This window comes from Paenibacillus sp. LS1 (assembly GCF_026013365.1).
Lineage (GTDB): Bacteria > Bacillota > Bacilli > Paenibacillales > Paenibacillaceae > Paenibacillus.
The window spans coordinates 330,979-349,851 of record NZ_JAPDOE010000001.1 but is presented as its reverse complement, the minus strand read 5'-3'; the positions used below and the strand labels follow the sequence as shown (position 1 = coordinate 349,851).

Below are 18,873 nucleotides of genomic sequence, written 5' to 3'. Positions count from 1 at the left end.
TCCCTTCCCTTGAACATATTCGCCGCTATACCTTTTCGGACAATAAGGCGATCGCCCAAGCGCCAATATTGAAATCGAGTGTTAATCGACCCTCGCTGTCCGCAATGAATTCCCGTTCGTTCAGTTGATTTGCGTAGGCAATCAATTGCTGAGTTTGCTCCCTGCTCGGGGAATTGGGACTGCCCATCTCGTTCCACAACTGCACAGCAACACCATGGTCACGATCTACGGTTCTTAATACAAATTTGGTACCTGGCGCAATCTGCTCTACAACCAGATTGAACGTTCTGCTGCTGCCAAGTGATTGTGCTGTCTGTGCTACCGTTTGATCTGGATAAACAGACATAGGTACCGTCCCTGTATAGTCTTCGGGATAATTGTAAAACAACCCGCGAAGTCCTCCGTTATCTGTACGAGTAATCACCGAACCCTCACTACGTGCAAGTTCATGCTGTCCGAGTTGATTCAGGAATGAATACGCATGGAAGGTCGGTTTCGGTACACCTTGCAAGTTCAGCATGCCGAATCCCCCATGAAAAGCTGCCGGCCCTGCACCTACCTCTTCAAATACATCCGTGAACACCCAGTAGGACAGCGAATTGATCAGTTCAGACACGTCGAGATTCGTCTTGACCACATATGCTGCTGCGGGCAAATAGTCATGACTGCAATCCCGGGAAGAAGGACTGCTGCTCCATTCAGTGAGATGAATCTCCACATCGGGATAGGCGCTGCTCGCGATCACACGTTTAAGCCATTCAATATCTTCTTTGGTAGAGCCGGCATGTCTCGATCTTCCCTGAAACTCGCCATGTCCATCCAGTGCAAAGTCTGTAGGGTATGGATGAGTTGAGATAAAATCAACCTGAAGTTTCTTTCGCTCACAAAAAGCGAGGAAATCCTCGATCCAGACCCCCTTCCATTCCAGCGAATCCAGGTCTTCTGTCACCAGTGTTAGATGGGTGGATATATCTTCCAACTCACCATCGAACCGGGCATCCGGCACAAAGTTGCTCGTAGCCGGTCCACCGACACGAAGAGAGTCATCTATAGCCTTGATTGCTGCAACAGACACTTCATACAACCTGAAATATTGCTCCTTCGTCCCATCCCAGAATGCACTCAGATTTGGCTCATTCCACACCTCAAAGTACCAGTTCTTCACTTCTTCCAGACCATATCGAATGACCCAGTGCTTCACCAGCTTCGAGATCAGATTCGCCCATTTGGTATAATCATTCGGAGGAGCAATATTACCCTTCCACCAAAATTGGGTTCTTTCCGTGGACGCTAGATCACTTGGCATAAAGCCAAATTCGACAAAAGGACGAATTCCCCGATCCAGCATCGCATCAAACAGTGCGTCAACATACTGGAAATTAAACACTTCCTGTCCATCAACGATTTTGTATACATGCATATCATCGTGAAGCAAACCATGGAATCGCAAGTATCTGAATCCTCCATGTTCTACTGCCTTGGACAAGTGACTCTGCCAGTCTGCACGCAGTCCTTCATTCGCTCTACCTGCCCCCACACATGCAGACCATATATGATTTAATGGTTTCGAGTTGCCCTGAAAATTAATATTCATTTGTAACCCTCCGTTGTCCATTCGTTTTAGTCACGGTATCTGCCAAATATCTCATAGGTATATCCTGCTTCCATATTCAACTTTATTGGCTCGCTACTTGTGCTTAAATCGTCTGACAGAATAGCTCCTCCCTGATCTCCCTGCTGTCTGACCTCGTTGATCTTCTGTGCCTGAATGTTGTATATCCCGGTCTGTGTAGCGATCAATTTGGCGATTAGACGACCGTCTGTAAACCATTCGATATCCACGATATAGCCTCCGCGTGCCTTCAGGCCCGTTACTTTCCCCGCGGACCATGCTGGAGGCAACGCCGGGAGAAGTGACAATGTTCCAGTGTGACTTTGCAGTAATGCCTCGGCGATGCCGGCTGTCGCACCAAAGTTACCATCAATCTGGAATGGCGGATGATTATCCAGCAGATTCGGTAACGTAGAGTGTTGTAACAGAGATATCAGATTTTGATAGACTTGTTCTCCATCAAGCAACCGCGCCCAGAAATTAATCAACCATGCCCGGCTCCACCCTGTGTGACCTCCTCCGTTCTCCAATCGACGTTCTAGTGTTACTCGTGCAGCATGACTTAGCTCTGGTGTATTCGCTGGTGTAATGCGATTACCAGGATACAGGGCGAACAGATGGGACATATGACGATGTCCCGGTTCCGCTTCCTCGTGATCCTCCAGCCATTCCATGATCTGTCCATGTTTCCCAATCTCGATCCCTGGAAGGCGATCTCGTGCCGAAACCAGTTGATTTCGGAACTCCTGATCCTTGTTCAATTGAATCGATGCCTCGATACAACCTGTAAATAACTCATGCAGAATTTGGCTGTCCATGGCTGGGCCGAAGCATAACGTACCTTTTTCACCACTGGGCAACATATACGTATTTTCTGGAGAAACAGACGGACTCGTCACCAGTCTCCCGTCTGGAAGTTCACTCAGATAGTCGAGGAAAAAGACAGCGGACTCCTTTATCGTTTCATACGCTCGTCCAAGGAAGGGCAAATCGCCACTGTACAGATAGTGCTCCCACATGTGAAGACATAGCCAGGCCGCGCCCATCGGCCAATGTGTAGCTGGCATATACGTATCCTGTGGAGCGGTGTCTGCCCAGATATCCGTATTATGATGAGCGACAAACCCTTCGCATCCATACATAACTTTGGCTGTGTGTCGCCCGGGCACTCGCATCCGTTCAATTAGCTCAAACAGCGGCTCATGGCATTCAGACAGGTTGCATAATTCTGCTGGCCAGTAATTCATCTGGGTATTAATGTTGATCGTATATTTACTATCCCATGGAGGGTTAAGATGTTCGTTCCAGATGCCCTGCAAGTTGGAAGGCAATGATCCGGGCCGACTGCTTGCTACAAGAAGATACCGACCAAATTGAAAGTACAGACCAATCAACCCTTGATCCGATTCTCCCGCCTGTACACGTTCCAGTCGTGCGTTGGCAGGAAGATGCTCCAATTCTTTATCTAATGGTCCTAGCTGGAGTGACATTCGCTGGTATAATGCCTGATAGTCGGCCTGATGCCGTTCTTTCAACGTATCCAGCGTATAGTCTGCAAGCTGTTGCAGACGCGTATCACATTCCTCCAGCGGTTGGTCGTACCGGAATGAGGTTGCCGCAGTGAGTGAAATGATGACCTCATCTGCGCCATCTACAACCGCTGTTTCCCCAATCATCTGTACGGAGCCTCCAACGGAACGTACCTGTAAGGCTGCCGCATAGTTGACTCCGCCCCCGCCAGTACTTCCATGCATCGCCATGCGATTGTCGCTTAAGCGAATTATTCCATCCATATGACGTTTGCGTACACCGCCCGACAATTGTACATCCACATCGATGCTTCCTGGCAGATCAGCTGTCAGATGAATAATAATTGCATGGTCAGGATAACTAGCAAATATTTCCCGCCGATGTGTTATTCCGTTCTGCGTATAACTTACCGCGACATGCCCTTCATCCAGGTTCAGCTCACGGCGGTAGGACTCGGTTGTAATAGCCTCTCCCGGCAATGCGGATCGAAAGGTTAAATTCAGATCACCCAATGGCAAATAATGACGTTGAGATTCGGGAACTCCCGACAAAGAAAGTAATGCAAGACGTTCAGCTTCCTGAAGGTGCCCCTCCATAAGTAACTCCCGAATACGTCCAAGGTTTGCAGCAGCATCCGGGTTGTTCCGATCCGTAGGACCGCCATACCATAAGCTGTCCTCATTCAATTGAATAACTTCCTGAGTTATACCGCCGTAGACCATGCCTCCCAAAGTACCGTTACCAATGGGCAGACACTCGTTCCATTCTTTCGCTGGCTCGTCGAACCATATCGCAGACCCATTATGATTAGCAGCGTTCTTGACTACGCTCATGTTTCCAGCTCCTTTCCACATGCTGTATCCATCACGCCTATTCGTCCTCTTTGAAGATCGGTTTCAGCCACAGTTCGAAGGTGAATGCTTTGTCATCCAGTCGATAAGCTTCCAGCAATTGCGGCCCAACGGACGACGAACCCAAGCCACTCATTTTATAATCCAGTTGAACGACCGTTTCCTGTCTCGGTTTTAGATCATACGTATGGGAAGCAGCTGCCAGATCTTCCGGTGTATAGTGTGATGCATTGAACGAGAACGGACGGGAAGAAGCAAATTTCATACCCATGCCGAGCATATTCGTAACCATCGCCCATTCTGTTCCATAACGAGAACCATTCTCCTGTGGCATCACATAATCATCCTGGAAAAGATCATCTACGCAAGTGAGATATCTGCCTTTGCGTGCACTCCGATGTTTATCCAGATAGCTCTCATGTGGGCCATACCCGTAATATTCAACTTCCTCATTCCCGGCAGGCATGATCCATTCCAACCCGAACCGCGGCAGATAAGGGAAATTCTCACGTACATTCACCTGGGTTTGCAATTGGATTACACCGTTATGATGCACAATCCAGACCCCTTCACCCCGCACAATCGGATACCTGTCCGATGCACCGATCGAGAATTGGACGTTCAGGGACACACCGTCTTCCGTATGCTCCCATGTCGTTCCATATATTTTCGTTTTGGCACGGTCATACCCTTCTTCACGCCATTTGCCCAGCATATAAGTATCGTTATCAATCGGTGCACGCCAAATGTGGAAACGAAGTGGACTCGCAAGCATCTCCAGCCCTTCCCGTGTAATACTTGCAAAAGCTCCCTTATCCAGACTAAACACATAACGATATCCTTGACCTGTTATTACCAAAGCTCCTTGAACCTCTTCTGCCTGAATCTGGCGATATGCTATGGGGCTCGCTGTAATCTCCTCTTGAATTCGGGCTAAGGATTGAGCTTCATGAATGACGAACTGGGCAAAAGCAACTTCATACCCCATACTCGCCCATGTGGTCTCCTGATTGTTCCAGAAGGACAGGGTCAGCTCCGCCGTCTGACCGTTCAATGCAGTAAAGTCATATGGAAGAGAAATATGCTGTTCACTTCCGGCTTCTGCTTCAAGTTGCCAGATCTGCCCTTGCTGTTCAGTGACTCCATTCGATGTGATTTTCCAATGTAGTCCAATATGGGACAGGTCTACAAAATCATGACGGTTGATCACATTGAACAATCCTTGCGACAGATCGAAAGCTTCTACACGAATCGGTGCATGGATTTGCTTCAGCTCAATCAGACTCGAGTGTGGCTTTCGATCAGGTGTGACCAGCCCGTCGATGCAAAAATTCCCGTCATTTGGAGAATCTCCAAAATCTCCGCCATAAGCATAGTAAGGTTCACCATCCGCTGTTTTGGTCGCAATTCCATGATCCGTCCATTCCCAGATACATCCCCCCATAAGCTGCGGATGTGCATAGATGAGATCCCAATAGTCCCCTAGATCCCCGCAACTGTTGCCCATGGAGTGGCTGTATTCACAGAGGAACAACGGCTTATGGTTATTATTATCCTCGACATAATTGCGTACTTCATCGTAGGTAAAGTACATCTTGCTCTCGATATCAAGTGATTCCGTATTGGGATGTCCTCCGGCTTGTGGTGCTGTTCCTTCATAATGGACCAGTCTGGACTCATCTCGGCTTCGAATCCATTCAGCCATAGCGATGTGGTTAACGTGATAGCCTGATTCATTACCCAGCGACCACATGATGACTGAGGCCTGGTTTTTGTCGCGTTCTACCATGCGAACCGCCCGTTCAAGGAACGCTTCCTTCCAAGCCGGATCGCCAGATAGTTGATGGTGACAGCCATCCTTGAAATTACCTGCTTGCCCGATGCCATGGCATTCCAGATCTGCTTCATTAATGACATACATGCCGAATTCATTGCACAACTCCAGAAAACGTGGGTCATTGGGATAGTGAGCTGTCCGAATCGTATTGACATTATATTGCTTCATCAATTTGATATCTTCGATCATCGCTTCCAATGGAATGGTCTGTCCCAACGCCGGGTGGGAATCATGACGATTTACTCCCTTCAGCTTGACTGCCTTGCCATTGATCCGGAATACGCCTTTATCTACATCTACCGTTCGAAAACCTACAGAAGAGAGCAGTACTTCATCCCCTGCTGTAACATATAAATCGTACAGGACCGGATTTTCTGCACTCCACATCCGGGGTTGATCCACATCCAGTTTCAACGAACCTTTGTCTTCAATTACACCCTCGGCTGCTGCAACCGGCTTGCCTGTGGCATCTTTAAGTTCAGCCTTCACGTTCAAACGGCCTGTGGTTTCAATCTCTGACACCAGCGTGACCTGATTGCCCCCTGCCGCAAATTGCTGTTTATGAAATGCATCGCGAATATGTGTTTTGTCCCGTGCCAACAGATACACATCCCGATATATTCCTGAATATCGCCACATATCCTGATCTTCAATGTAGGTTCCATCACACCACTTGAGTACCATCAAAGCCATGCGATTGGATCCAGACTGAAGATATGTCGACAGATTAAATTCTGCTGGTATTCGGCTGCCTTGACTGTATCCAACATATTGACCGTTGACCCACAGATAGAAACAGGAATTCACACCTTCAAATACAACATACCTTTCTTTGGCATCCCATTCCGATGGCACCTCGAAATCCCTTACATACAAGCCCGCAGGATTATCATCGGGTACGAATGGCGGATCACATGAAATCGGGTAGTTGTAGTTAATATAATGAAGCTGATCATATCCATTGACTTGCCAACAGGAAGGTACGGTTAGATCGTCCCACTGGTTAATATCATGACCCTCCTGATAAAAAGCTTCATGCACTTGTGCCACACTAGCATGATATTGAAATTTCCATTGACCGTTTAGTGTTTGAAAATAAGGGGATCTGCCTCTCTTACGTGTCTTGGCAGTCACATCATCTTGATAAGGAATATAGTAGGCTCTTGCGTCCTCTCGATTTACATGAAGGGTGGTCGGATCTTCCCAGTGTTTTGTAACATTCAGCATGTCAACATTCCTCTCGATCTGTTATATGGAATCACTATTGAATTCACATTCCGGCTATAAAGTAAAGCGCTTGCAACAAACGTAATCATACTTTTTCTGATTGACAGACTCTCCCTGGATTTAATGCAAAATGCTTATCTATGTGTATCCTAACTATTTTTCAGTGACAAGAGAAGCCAAAATCCGCTTGCAATGGTACCAAAAAACAACTGAATTCCAAAAAGCAGAGGTTCAGGATTTTCTCCTTAGCCCTCTGCTTTGATTGGCGAAATGTACGAACGCCAATGATTAATTTTGATATTGTTTCTTGAACTCGGAAGGCGTCATGCCTACTTTTTTCTTAAAGACGTCGCTGAAATAGGATCGTTCATCATATCCCACCTCCATGGCAACTTCCTGAAGCGTTATTCCCTGTAAAATCAAAATTTTGGCTTTTTCGATTCGTTCTTGCACCACAAATTGCAATACCGATTGGTTGGTTACTTTTTTGAACAGGTTGGAGTAATAGCTCGTGCTTAGATGTACCTGTTTGGCATAATCGGCTACAGATTCATTCAGGTGCAGGTGATCTCGAATGTAGGCGATGGACTCATTAATGACCACATGTGCCGTCTCTTTCTGCTTCTTGCCTATGTTCTCACAATACATATGACAGATCTCGGCCACGATGGACTGTAACTCGGTTATTGAGTCCGTATCATACGTCAGCTTATGAATCTTGCGATCGAAGAAATGTGGTTCTTCCAGCTCCAGATCTTCGTTAATAGCATTACGAACGTTGACCATCAACTCAATCCAGAACACTTTGACTTTATCGGGTGTAGGCATAGCCTGACTATCTTTCCATTCACTAAAGATGCCGTCCAGCACTTCATTGATTTTGCTGGTAGCCCCTGAACGAAGCAAATAGACCAGTTCACGCTCTTTTTCGGATGAAAACTTCACATAGGTCGCATGATTGTCAGCATAACTTGGATAGGCAAATACACTGTTACCGCCAGTGTAAAAATTATATGATAAGGCATACATGGCCTGTTGGTACGTTATGGGCAATTGGTGGATATGCTCCACCTTGGTGCCGACACCAATGGATATCGAGTACCGCGTGTATCTTTCCACATTTTCTCGACAAGCTTCAGCAATCTTGAGCATTTCATCATTCTCTGCGTCCGGACGATCGTTCACAATACACACGAACCGGTTAATATCGTCCCTGAATACAACGGCTCCAGTGTATGTACGAATCGTTTCCTCCAAAATATTCTGTAATGAGAATCGCTGTAATTCAACCTCGCTTACTCCTGCCTTATTCGTATAATAATTATCCATCTCCACGGTAAATACTGTGAAATAATGGTCATTCATGTTGACGTTGAGAAAATTCCACTTCTCCTTCACCGTTTCCGGATGGGAAGAATATCGCACCAGCAGATTCAGGTACTCCTGCCTTAGCAAGGGCATGCTCTCCCGTAATTTCCGTTCCACATCCATGAGATGATGACGACTCTCTTTTTCTTTTTCCAACTGTGCCTTGGCTCTGCATATGGTCTCCAATAGCTCATCGGGTGTAAAAGGCTTCAAAATATAATCAAACCCGCCAAGATTAAGAACCTGCTGTGCGTAGCTAAAGTCTGAATATCCACTGATGAAAATAAGCTTGGCACCTGAATGCTTCGCCTGTTCGATCATTTCGATTCCACTCAGCTTCGGCATGCGTATGTCTGTAACGATGATATCTGGTTGTTTCTCCTGAATAAGCTTCAATCCATCCAGACCATCATACGCGGTACCTACCACTTCGATCGCATGATCTCCCCAGGGCAAGTCATGTGCTATACCATCAACGACAGCAGGAATATCATCGACTACGACCATTGAAAATGTTTGCTTCATCTTAAGATGCCCCCTCGATTTCAAGCGGAATGAGAATTTCGATGTTTGTTTGTTGGAATGGTGTACTGTTGACATTGAATTCTGCTCTGTTTCCATAGTACAAGGAAAGCCGCTTACCTATGTTTCTAAGCGCAAAACCTTCACACGCAGACACATCAAAATGAGGATCATTAACATCATGCTCAAGAGTATCGAATCCTTGACCATTATCACTCACCTTCATCTGCAGGAATCCATCGACTACTGTAATCCGTATATGAATCTGCCCCTCATTGCGATAGTCTTTGAAACCATGCAGGATGCTGTTTTCTACTAACGGTTGCAGGAGCAGTTTAAGCGTTGGAAGCGGTTTGATCTCCTCTTCGCATTCAATCGTATATTCAAACAGACTCGCATAACAAAGCTTTTGAATTTTCAAATACTGGGTTACGTGTTCCAGTTCCTTGGCTACCGTTGTGAGTTCTTCCCCATTGTTCAGCCCTACGCGGAACAATACGGACAAGGACATAATCATCTCGCGAACTTCCTCTTGTTTGTTGGAGTGAGATTTCCACAATATGGTATTTAACGTGTTGTACAAAAAGTGCGGATTCATCTGTGCCTGCAATACTTTCATCTCAGCGATTCGTTCGGCATGCTGTGCATCCATCCGTTCCCTTGTGAGGATTTCAATCTGATCCAGCATGCTATTAAACCTGAAGCCAACATGAGTGAATTCATCCTTGTATTCCCCTTGGAATCGAACAGACCAATCATTATGCTCGACCTTCTTCATGACGGATTGTAGCTGATTTAATGGACGTAGCAGCAAACTCGTTAATTTCCCCGAAATCAGCAGTGCTAACAGACCGAAAATGACGATGACACTGACCGTGACGAGTTGAATTAAACGTACGTCTTTCAAAAGCACATTTCGTTCTGTAAGGTGCACAATCAACCAGTTATCCGGGAAGGCCACCGTAGAGTAATTTACCAGATAACGAATATGGTTGACTGTATACTCAAAATGCCCTTTATTGTCCTTCAAACGGCTTCTGAAATCCGCGTCGGCCGCAAGTTGACTGGAGAGGGGATCGGCCTCAAACGCCAGTCTGCCATTCTCCGTAAACACAACGGGGATAGCGTCTCCACTGTTTTTGAGCAAGTACTCCTTCAAAGCACTCTCACTCACATCCACCACAATATGTGTGTCTGCGGGCGCATTCTGCACAATAGGTACAAACATCAAACTCAGCACGTTCTGCCCGGTTCCAAATAGATCATCCGGGTGTGACTCCACCCATCCTGGGAGATGAACCTTGTCCAGAAAAGGATATACGTTGCTCTCAGAGAACGGGATTCTCCCGGTTCGATTATCCGGATTGGAAAAGTACTCACCAACAGGTGTGTTAATCAAAATGGACGTTATGCCAGGCTCAATGAGCTTCATCTGAAAAATCGGCGTTTGTAACGATTGGTTCAACTTAAAATGATCATAATAGCTGAGTTCATCTACCTTAGCGGTTTTCTTGAGCAGCTGATTAAACTGATCGCTGGACATAAAGGTCAGTACGGCAAGTCGTATTTTGCGCAGCTTTTCTTCCAGGGATTGCGCTGATTTATCGATAATGCCCTGATTCAGTGAATACGATTTGTTCTCTAATATTCGGGAGGCAATAAGATAGGATGTTCCTCCGCAGACAACCACAGCGATCATCGTAAACAAAATCAACGATAATTGAATACGCTTTCGAAATGTAGTGGAATGTAGCCATTTTTTCATATGCATTCTCCCGCTAATCAATAATTCATAGTATAACGCACTTGCCGAATAAGAATATATAGCAATAGAGAAGCCAATTGGCTTCCCTATTGCTCTGCTGCACCGCTACACCACTATTGAATACTTAAGTAACGAGCGTACGCATCATTGTAGATTTGGATATATTCTTCAATACCGAGATTTTTCAGTTGAGCCTGGTAAGCAGCGAATCCGCTCTCCACACTTTCACCACCCATAACCCAGGTCTGTGCTTTCTCTGCAAAATACGTATCAATCTGCCCTTTCAACGCATCCAAACGTTTCTGTTCATCTTTCGTGAAGTTCAATGTTGGCAGTACATAATCATCGGAGATCAGGTTGTTCTCCTGGTATTCTTTAATACCTTTCAATGCAATTTCATTGGTCCACTGTTCCTCGTATGAGAAGTCCTGCCATGCCCCCATCTTCGGCAGCTGTGCGCCAAAGGCTTCAACCAGATATCCGTTAACCGCCGGTTGGCTTAACACTTCCTCTGTGAATTTTGGTTTGCCATCAACCATGGTGTAAGACTCGCCCTCAATCCCGAAGTTGAACAATCGGCGTCCTTCTTCACTCCACCAGAAATCAAAGTATTTCACCGCATCTTCAATATGCTTGCTTTGCGACGTAACACCCCAGCCAAATCCGCTAAGCTGTGCACGTTTGCCGACCTCATAGACTTTGCCAGATGTACTTGCAGGTGGAGCAAATGGGATAAAGTTCAGATCCGGTACATCTTTACTCAGAGACTGATTAAAATTAGATGTACTTGCAAACCAGTCGTGTGTGGAACCGGCCGTGTTATTACCTAGCAATACTTCACGAGCCTTGGTACGGGTATAGATCTCTTTATCAATCAAACCTTCTTTGTACCATTTGGCAATATTCTCAATCCCGGTCTTGAATTGATCCTCATAGGGGCCGAATACAATTTTTCCATCTTTAATATAGAAAGAATGATAAGCATCCCATAGGGGTAACAAGCTATACGCACCGACTATATTGTCGCGCTGCATGAAAGGTACTTCATCCTTTTTGCCATTTCCGTTCGGGTCCTGATCACGGAAAGCTTTCAATACTTCGTAATATTCGTCTACCGTTTTTGGCGTTTCCAGATTCAACTTGTCCAGCCAATCCTGGCGGATAAACCAACCAGTGGAAGCGCTACCATCAGCGACAAAAGGAATAGCATATATATTTCCATCAGCAGCGGTGATCGTTTTTCTTACTTCTTCATGTTCATCCAGGAACTTCTTGAAGTTAGGCGCCAGTTTATCGATATAATCATTCAGTGGTTCCAATGCACCCTCGGCTCCAATGGAATTCAAGTCAGCCGTGTAATAACTAACGATATCCGGCAGTGTTCCGGAAGCGAGCATCAGGTTATAGGCCTGCTTCTCTTCCCCACCAGCCGAAGCCACATTGTTCAAGGTTACTCCGGTGAGTTCAGCCGCTTTTTTCAGAACAGGAGAGTCCATCTTGACTACACCCGCATCATCAAAATAGAAGATGCTCAGATTAGCTGATTCTTGGCTTGGTGAACCTTGGGATGGAGTTTGCGTGTTGTTCGCGGTATTGTCTGAACTACACGCTCCGAGTACGGATGCGCTTAACAATAGAGATGCCATTAATAATAATGTTTTTCTTTTCACACAAATGCCCCCTCTGTGATAGTCAAACTTCTATATCAAAATGTAGTCGGATGGGACAACATTCGGATAATCCTTATCCTTTTAACGAACCAATCATGACACCCTTAACAAAATATTTCTGAATAAATGGATACACCGCAATAATTGGAATAATAGCAATCACGATTGTAGCATAAATGACGGTTTCTCCTGTTGTAAAGGATACATCGTTCATCATGTTCTCAGACGGTTTCATCTGTACGACGAGTCTGTTCAGCAGAACCTGTAATGGAAACTTGCTCTCATCCCTCAACATGATCATCGACCAGAAGTAACCATTCCATCTGGCTACGGCATAGAACAATCCAATTGTAGCCAGCGGTGCTTTTGAAAGGGGAATGACAATACGCATCATCACGCCGATATCTCCCGCACCATCAATGCGTGCAGCCTCTTCAATCTCCTCCGGAAGTGATTGGAAGAACGTGCGGAGAATAACGAAGTTAAATGTACTGATTGCAAACCCGATAATAATACCAAAGCGGTTATCCAGCAAACCGAGGCTTTGGAAGTTCAGGTACATCGGAATCATGCCAGCGTTGAAAATGAGCGTAAACGAAATGATCAGGTTAATCGTTGTCCGACCTTTCAGCCTTTTCTTCGCCAGTGGGTATGCACCACAGATTGTCAAAATCATGCTTGTCAACGTACCAACAACGGTATAGAAAATCGTATTGCCGTAACCGGTCCAAATCCCTTTCTCACCCAGCACGGAAGTATACGCTTCCCATGTAATTCCTTTTGGAAACAGAAGCACCTCCCCTGTCACCACTGCCTGCGGGGAACTTATTGACGCAGACAGAACATATAAGAACGGATACAGGGTCAGACAGGCGAACAACCCCAGAATAATATAATTGAATACATAGAATATCTTTTCTCCACGACTCTCCATCATAAGCGATCACCTACCATAGTCCAGATTCTGTATATTTCTTGCTTAGTTTATTTGCAGCGATGATTAGAATAAATCCAACAACCGAGTTAAACAGTCCAACAGCTGCTGCCATATCATACCTTCCGTTTACGATACCTTCACGATAGACATAGGTACTAATCACATCCGCAGTTGCATATGTCACTGGCTGGTAGAGAAGAATGATCGCTTCATAGCCCACTTCCAACAAGCTACCGATCTGTAGAATGAGCATGATCATGATCGTAGGCAGAATTCCCGGGATCGTGACGTGAAGTGTACGCTTCCATTTGCTTGCTCCGTCAATAACTGCGGCTTCATACAGTTCCGAATTGACACCTGATAACGCTGCGATATATATGATGGCCGCAAACCCGGTACCCTGCCATATGCTCATGGAGTTCAGGATAGTTCGGAAGAAACTGGCATCAGCCAGGAAGTATATTTTATCACCGCCAAACTTCTCAATAATCAGATTGATTATTCCATTGCCGGGAGCCAGGAAGTTCGTAACGATACCCGCAACGATAACAACTGATATGAAGTGAGGCATATAAGTAAACGTTTGCACAACTTTTTTGAATTTGGAACTCTTCACTTCATTCAGAAGTAGAGCGAAGATGATCGGTGCAGGAAATACAAATAATAACGCGTACAAGCTGATGATTAACGTATTCTTTAACACCCTGTAGAAATACTCACTTTGCAGAAAATCCTGAAAGTGTTGAAGACCTACCCATTCGCTCCCTTGAATGCCTCTGAATATGCTGTAGTCCTTAAATGCAATCTGTATGCCATACATCGGCTTGAATGCAAACATGACATACCATAATAAAAAGGGAACCAGCAGCAGGTAAAGGAACCAGTCTCTTTTGATCAAAGCCCAAAATGTAGTTGTTCTCTTCATGCTCTTGGCAGTGTACGGTTGAACTTTTGTGTTTGTCGTCACTTTGTCTAAGGCCTCCTCCAGATCCTTGTGTATATGCTTGTTTGTTGGTTGTGAACCCATCTTAACATGGAACACAAATAACCTAAGAGGTAAAATCCAACGCCCTTAGTACGGAAAAACAACTTTGTTTTGTAATAAAAAATCAAACATAAAAAGAGGACAAGCTATATAAGCAAGTCCTCCAAAGTTCACCAGAAATACAAGTCGGTTCCTTTTAACTTATAAATGGCTTCGATAAAGTAATAATCTCCATAAATAATGGATTGATGATGCTCTTTGGCATGATACGCTGCCGATCCATTTTTGAGAATACAATCGCAATCTTCGGTCCAGTCTGCTCTGTCCTCGTCCAACGTTTTCAACAATTTTAGTGCAGGTTTCAGATAGAGATCCTTCTCATGAAGTTCGACTGCCTTGGAAATCTCGATAAGTCCGCAGGCTGCAATTGCTGCAGCCGTTGAATCTTCATATGCTGGCTCCTTCGGTTGTCTAAAGTCAATCGGAATAATTCCGTTGTCAGGAATGTTAGCGATAAAATAATGTGCAATGCGCTTCGCTGTATTAAGATATTCTGCTTTGCCTGTATGAATATAACTCATCATAAAACCGTATAATCCCCACGTCTGACCTCTCGTCCAGGAAGAGCCCTCACCATAGCCTTGCCCACCATATGATTTTACAACATCTCCTGTAAACGGATCGAACTCTACAATATGATTGACGGAACCATCAGGACGTACGAATGTCTTCATGACCGTATCCGCATGCTTGAGGGCAATCTGCATGAATCGGGGATCTCCGGTTTCTTCCGTTGCCCAATAGAGTAAGGGGATGTTAAACATACAGTCAATTATGGCCCATCCTCGAGTGTCTTCTCCACTGATGTCGTTCCATGCGCGAATAAATTCACCCATCGGATTATAGCGTCCTGCCAACAGGTTGGCAGCATGCAGCGCCCGTTTTCGAGATTCAGGATTCTTGGTCAGTTTATAGTTTGCGACACTGGTTGGCAGCCACATAAACCCCACATCATGATGCAAACCGTAATACTGTTGCAAGCCCGCATCGAGCTTGTCTTCTGAGATATTTGCAATAGCTTGGTACTTCTCCTGACCCGTGTTGTGGTACATCTGCCACATCATTCCGCCCCAGAAACCATTGGTCCACCAGTTAATGCCATCTGCATGTGTACCACTGGGATTTTCAACAGAACGGTCATCATGTACACCATGAACGGTTGTGTATGGAATTTTATTTTTGGATTTGTCACTCACCCAGTCTAATTTTTGAATGATCCGTTGCTCAATATCTTGTAACCAGACTCGTTGCTCTTCTGTATTTAACATGCCAGTTCCCGCTTTCCTGTTTTGGATTCTCATTCATCATTTAGTTAGAACAGCATCAGTGTATCATGCTAAAACCCGCAATAGTTTTGCTGCGTTTAATGAAAATACCGTTCTGTTGCACTTTTGACAAAAGATAAAGCAATGCTACAATCTAGTAAAAATGGTGTGGAGTGATTTTCATGGAAGTCGGTTTTGAATCAGTCCCGTTTCATGGAAAACCTGTGGTGTGGACAGATCGTCATCGAACGAGTCAATCAAACAGCAGTTTTTATCATTGGCACCAGTGCTGCGAGTTCTTGATTGTATTTGAAGGCAATGGCACTGTGGTGATGAATAACAAGACGTATCCAATCAAGAAAGGTATGCTCTTTGTATTTCAACCTTTCGAAATACACAAAGTCTTTGCTAAAGTAACTCATGAATGTCCTTACGAACGTGCAGTGATCCATGTAAACCATTCGCTTATGAATCAATATTTGAAAGAATATCCACGTCGCAGAGAATGGTTTGATCGTTTGTGCTATTCCAGTGAGATTGAGCGCGCATTTGACTTCAGCAGAGATATGAACCTCTTTAACTACTGTATGGAGGATTATGGACAAATTGCTCATATGGAACAAGGTGACACTCAAGAGGAAATTACCGTATTTATTCTTCAGTTTCTTAGTGCTGTGGCAAGGATCTTCCCTGAAAATCAATTGGAGTCCACGCTTACACGTCGTAAGAAAGAACATTCCGAACTGATTATGCAGTGGCTGGACGAACATTATATGGAATCTAACATACTCAACAAGCTGGCAGATCAACTGCATTTTACAAGATCCTATGTATCCCGGCTTTTCAAAAAAGAAACTGGGAGTAATTTGAGCGAGTACCTTACTGCAAAACGAATTAAAGTAGCCGCTCATATGCTTGAAACGACAACCCTGCCCGTGGAAGTAATAAGCCATCGCGTTGGCTTCCAGAATGTTTCACATTTTATCTCGTGTTTCAAAAAAACGTATCAAGTCACACCTTTGAAGTACAAGATAAATCAGAAAAAGAATGCATTATAATGTGATCTAAGATAAGTTAGCCTCCAAAACATTTGTCATGAAAAAACCTCCAAACCCCACTAATAAAGTGGAATCTGGAGGTTTCTTGTTTCTTATTTGAAATATAATACGGATAAAGAGTGTTTGGCTCGCTCTATTTTACGATGATGACATCAATATTAAGTGATCCGAACCAGACCAATCATACAATGTCTCTACTGGATACTTACATTATCAAATGTAGCCGTTGTAAGCGTCGTGTTCGCATGAGATGTCACAGCAAGACCTACATAGGCTGTGCTCGCAGCAGAAATTAATGACGAACCTGTCTGCGTCCATGTCGTGCCATTTGCAGAAATATATGTTGTAACAGTGTTCCCTGATCTGGTCGCTCTAACCCAATATGGTGCACTTACCGTTGCGGATGTTGTAGATTTCGTTACTGCACCTGGTGCCGTCCGATTTTGGAATACGGCGAGTCCTGGTTTCATAGCGGCATACACATTGCTGGCATCCTCAAACAGAGATTCCCGAACCATAACCCCTGCTTTGGCAGACGAATGTGTATTCGTCAGGCTGGCAACCCGAGCGGTAATCGTGCGATCCCCTTTTAACGGTACATAAGCAAATCGGAATTGATCCGCGTAATCCCATATATCACTTCCCGAAGCTTTGACTGTATATGTTCCGCCGCTGTAGCTATAACTTCCCGCAACGCCTACACTGCCAATGTCCTGTGAAGAGAACGAAATCTGCGCAGTCGCAGAGGACAGTGTTGTGGCAGTCACCGTACTGCTTGTTGTAGATGTGTTCGATTTTGCATCATATGCGCTTACCTGATAATTATAAGCTGTGGAAGCAGTCAGTCCTGCATCGGTATAGTCCGTAGTTGGTGAGTACCCCACAATGGTCCCATTCTTGTATATTTTGTAACCACTCACAGCAACATTATCGGTTGAAGGCGACCAGCTTAGATTAACGACTTTGTCTGACAACGGCTTGACTGTTAACCCCAATGGTGCTGATGGTTTCGTTGAATCGGTAATGGTGCCCAGTCTGTATGCAAATGTGAGCAGCGCGCTATCGGTATTTGTCGCCGGCATGCCATTCATATAACTGGTTGTATACGGCGCGGTCAATCCTTTACGCGTTACATAGTGAGCATATATTATTTCATTTTGAGCCCATCCAATGGAAGCACTTCTTCCCGTTCCATTAATGCCACTCCAAGGTCCCATGGTACAACGTCCGTATGTTGAATCCCATGACGTTGGTTCATTACCCAGATTATAATTAGACCAATACTCCGAACCAGCTAAGAGTCGATTATCTCCATCTCCAAACAAATCCACACCCTGTTTCCATGCGATTTCTGCGACTACTGTCAAGTTACCAAGTCCGCCAAGTGCATGGATCTGATCCCGACCGGATTCAGAAATTTGTCCCGTAGACATTACGTTTCGTGTAACCGAAGCACAAGCATTCGTTCTGAAATTGGATATTGCAGAATCAAACATCGTTTGATTGTTCGAGAAAATAGCGATGGAAATCATGGATTTCATCGCTGATCCACCCCAATTGGCATCTCCGGGTGATTGAATATGAGGATAAAAAACGTTGGTCAGCATCGTTTCCAGTTGTGTAATATTCGCCGAAGCCCAGCCAGAGTTGCTATAGCGTAACAATTCGCCTGCATTAGCCAGGAAAATGCCATTATCTCCCGCAGCAAGCTGTGCATCAGTTCCAGCAATGGTAGTCAATGTGCTTGACCAGGCATTCAAAATCTCAATGGCTTTGTTGGCATACGCTTGTGTTCCGGTCACATTCCACAGAAGCGCGTTATAATATGCAGCTCGCGCGTCATTCTCTAAAGCACTGTTTCCGTTGTTGGCATTCGTGCATGTGGAAAGTGTCGAATCGTTCCTGCAAACCATACTAAAAGGTCCTTGTTTGGTATAAGTTGAGGAGGCTTTGCTATCTGTTTTGAAATTGGCTAAGGCTGATTTCCAGGGTTCTGTGTTCTGGTTGGCAATCATTCGGGTGAGATCCTCAGCATTGTGCATAATCCCGGGATGAGCGAATGTAGCTGCTTCTGCCGTTTTCGGTAAAACTACACCATATGCGGGGATCAGAAGCATGATGATGATTAGCATGGTACTCATGAGCTTTGCTTTGGTAGACCGTTGTGACATAAAATCACTCCTTTA

General features: G+C 45.0%; 11 protein-coding genes. 1 reads left to right on the top strand and 10 read right to left on the bottom strand.

Annotated elements, in window-relative coordinates; genetic code table 11:
• Positions 1-25 precede the first annotated feature (25 nt).
• The 9 genes from OM416_RS01470 to OM416_RS01430 form a co-directional block, all read right to left on the bottom strand.
• Positions 26-1,594 carry a GH39 family glycosyl hydrolase gene (locus tag OM416_RS01470; RefSeq protein ID WP_264926325.1) on the bottom strand — a complete coding sequence of 523 codons (1,569 nt, stop codon included), beginning with the start codon at positions 1,592-1,594 and terminating at the stop codon, positions 26-28.
• Positions 1,595-1,620: 26 nt separating this feature from the next.
• Positions 1,621-3,975 carry a glycoside hydrolase family 95 protein gene (locus tag OM416_RS01465; protein ID WP_264926324.1) on the bottom strand — a complete coding sequence of 785 codons (2,355 nt, stop codon included), beginning with the start codon at positions 3,973-3,975 and terminating at the stop codon, positions 1,621-1,623.
• 37 nt (positions 3,976-4,012) lie between these two features.
• Positions 4,013-7,057 (bottom strand): glycoside hydrolase family 2 TIM barrel-domain containing protein, encoded by a 3,045-nt coding sequence (locus tag OM416_RS01460; protein ID WP_264926323.1) that lies wholly within the window; start codon positions 7,055-7,057, stop codon positions 4,013-4,015.
• A 288-nt stretch (positions 7,058-7,345) separates the two neighbouring features.
• Positions 7,346-8,950, bottom strand: coding sequence for a response regulator (locus OM416_RS01455; protein WP_264926322.1), 1,605 nt, complete (start codon positions 8,948-8,950; stop codon positions 7,346-7,348).
• Position 8,951: 1 nt separating this feature from the next.
• Complete coding sequence (locus tag OM416_RS01450) at positions 8,952-10,712, bottom strand: sensor histidine kinase (RefSeq protein WP_264926321.1); 1,761 nt, start codon at positions 10,710-10,712, stop codon at positions 8,952-8,954.
• A 113-nt stretch (positions 10,713-10,825) separates the two neighbouring features.
• On the bottom strand, positions 10,826-12,382 hold the full coding sequence (locus OM416_RS01445; protein ID WP_264926320.1) for an extracellular solute-binding protein: 1,557 nt from the start codon (positions 12,380-12,382) through the stop codon (positions 10,826-10,828).
• Positions 12,383-12,455: 73 nt separating this feature from the next.
• Positions 12,456-13,319, bottom strand: coding sequence for a carbohydrate ABC transporter permease (locus tag OM416_RS01440; protein WP_264926319.1), 864 nt, complete (start codon positions 13,317-13,319; stop codon positions 12,456-12,458).
• 10 nt (positions 13,320-13,329) lie between these two features.
• On the bottom strand, positions 13,330-14,286 hold the full coding sequence (locus OM416_RS01435; protein ID WP_264926318.1) for an ABC transporter permease: 957 nt from the start codon (positions 14,284-14,286) through the stop codon (positions 13,330-13,332).
• 188 nt (positions 14,287-14,474) lie between these two features.
• Positions 14,475-15,632 (bottom strand): glycoside hydrolase family 88 protein, encoded by a 1,158-nt coding sequence (locus OM416_RS01430; protein ID WP_264926317.1) that lies wholly within the window; start codon positions 15,630-15,632, stop codon positions 14,475-14,477.
• Between the two features lie 179 nt (positions 15,633-15,811).
• Here OM416_RS01430 and OM416_RS01425 point away from each other — a divergent pair, with 179 nt between their 5' ends.
• Positions 15,812-16,687, top strand: a complete 876-nt coding sequence (locus OM416_RS01425) for an AraC family transcriptional regulator (protein ID WP_264926315.1) — start codon at positions 15,812-15,814, stop codon at positions 16,685-16,687.
• A 194-nt stretch (positions 16,688-16,881) separates the two neighbouring features.
• On the opposite strand, the gene OM416_RS01420 is transcribed toward OM416_RS01425, so the two are convergent.
• Entirely contained in the window at positions 16,882-18,858 is a 1,977-nt protein-coding gene (locus OM416_RS01420; protein WP_264926314.1) for an alginate lyase family protein, read from the bottom strand.
• Positions 18,859-18,873: the final 15 nt, after the last annotated feature.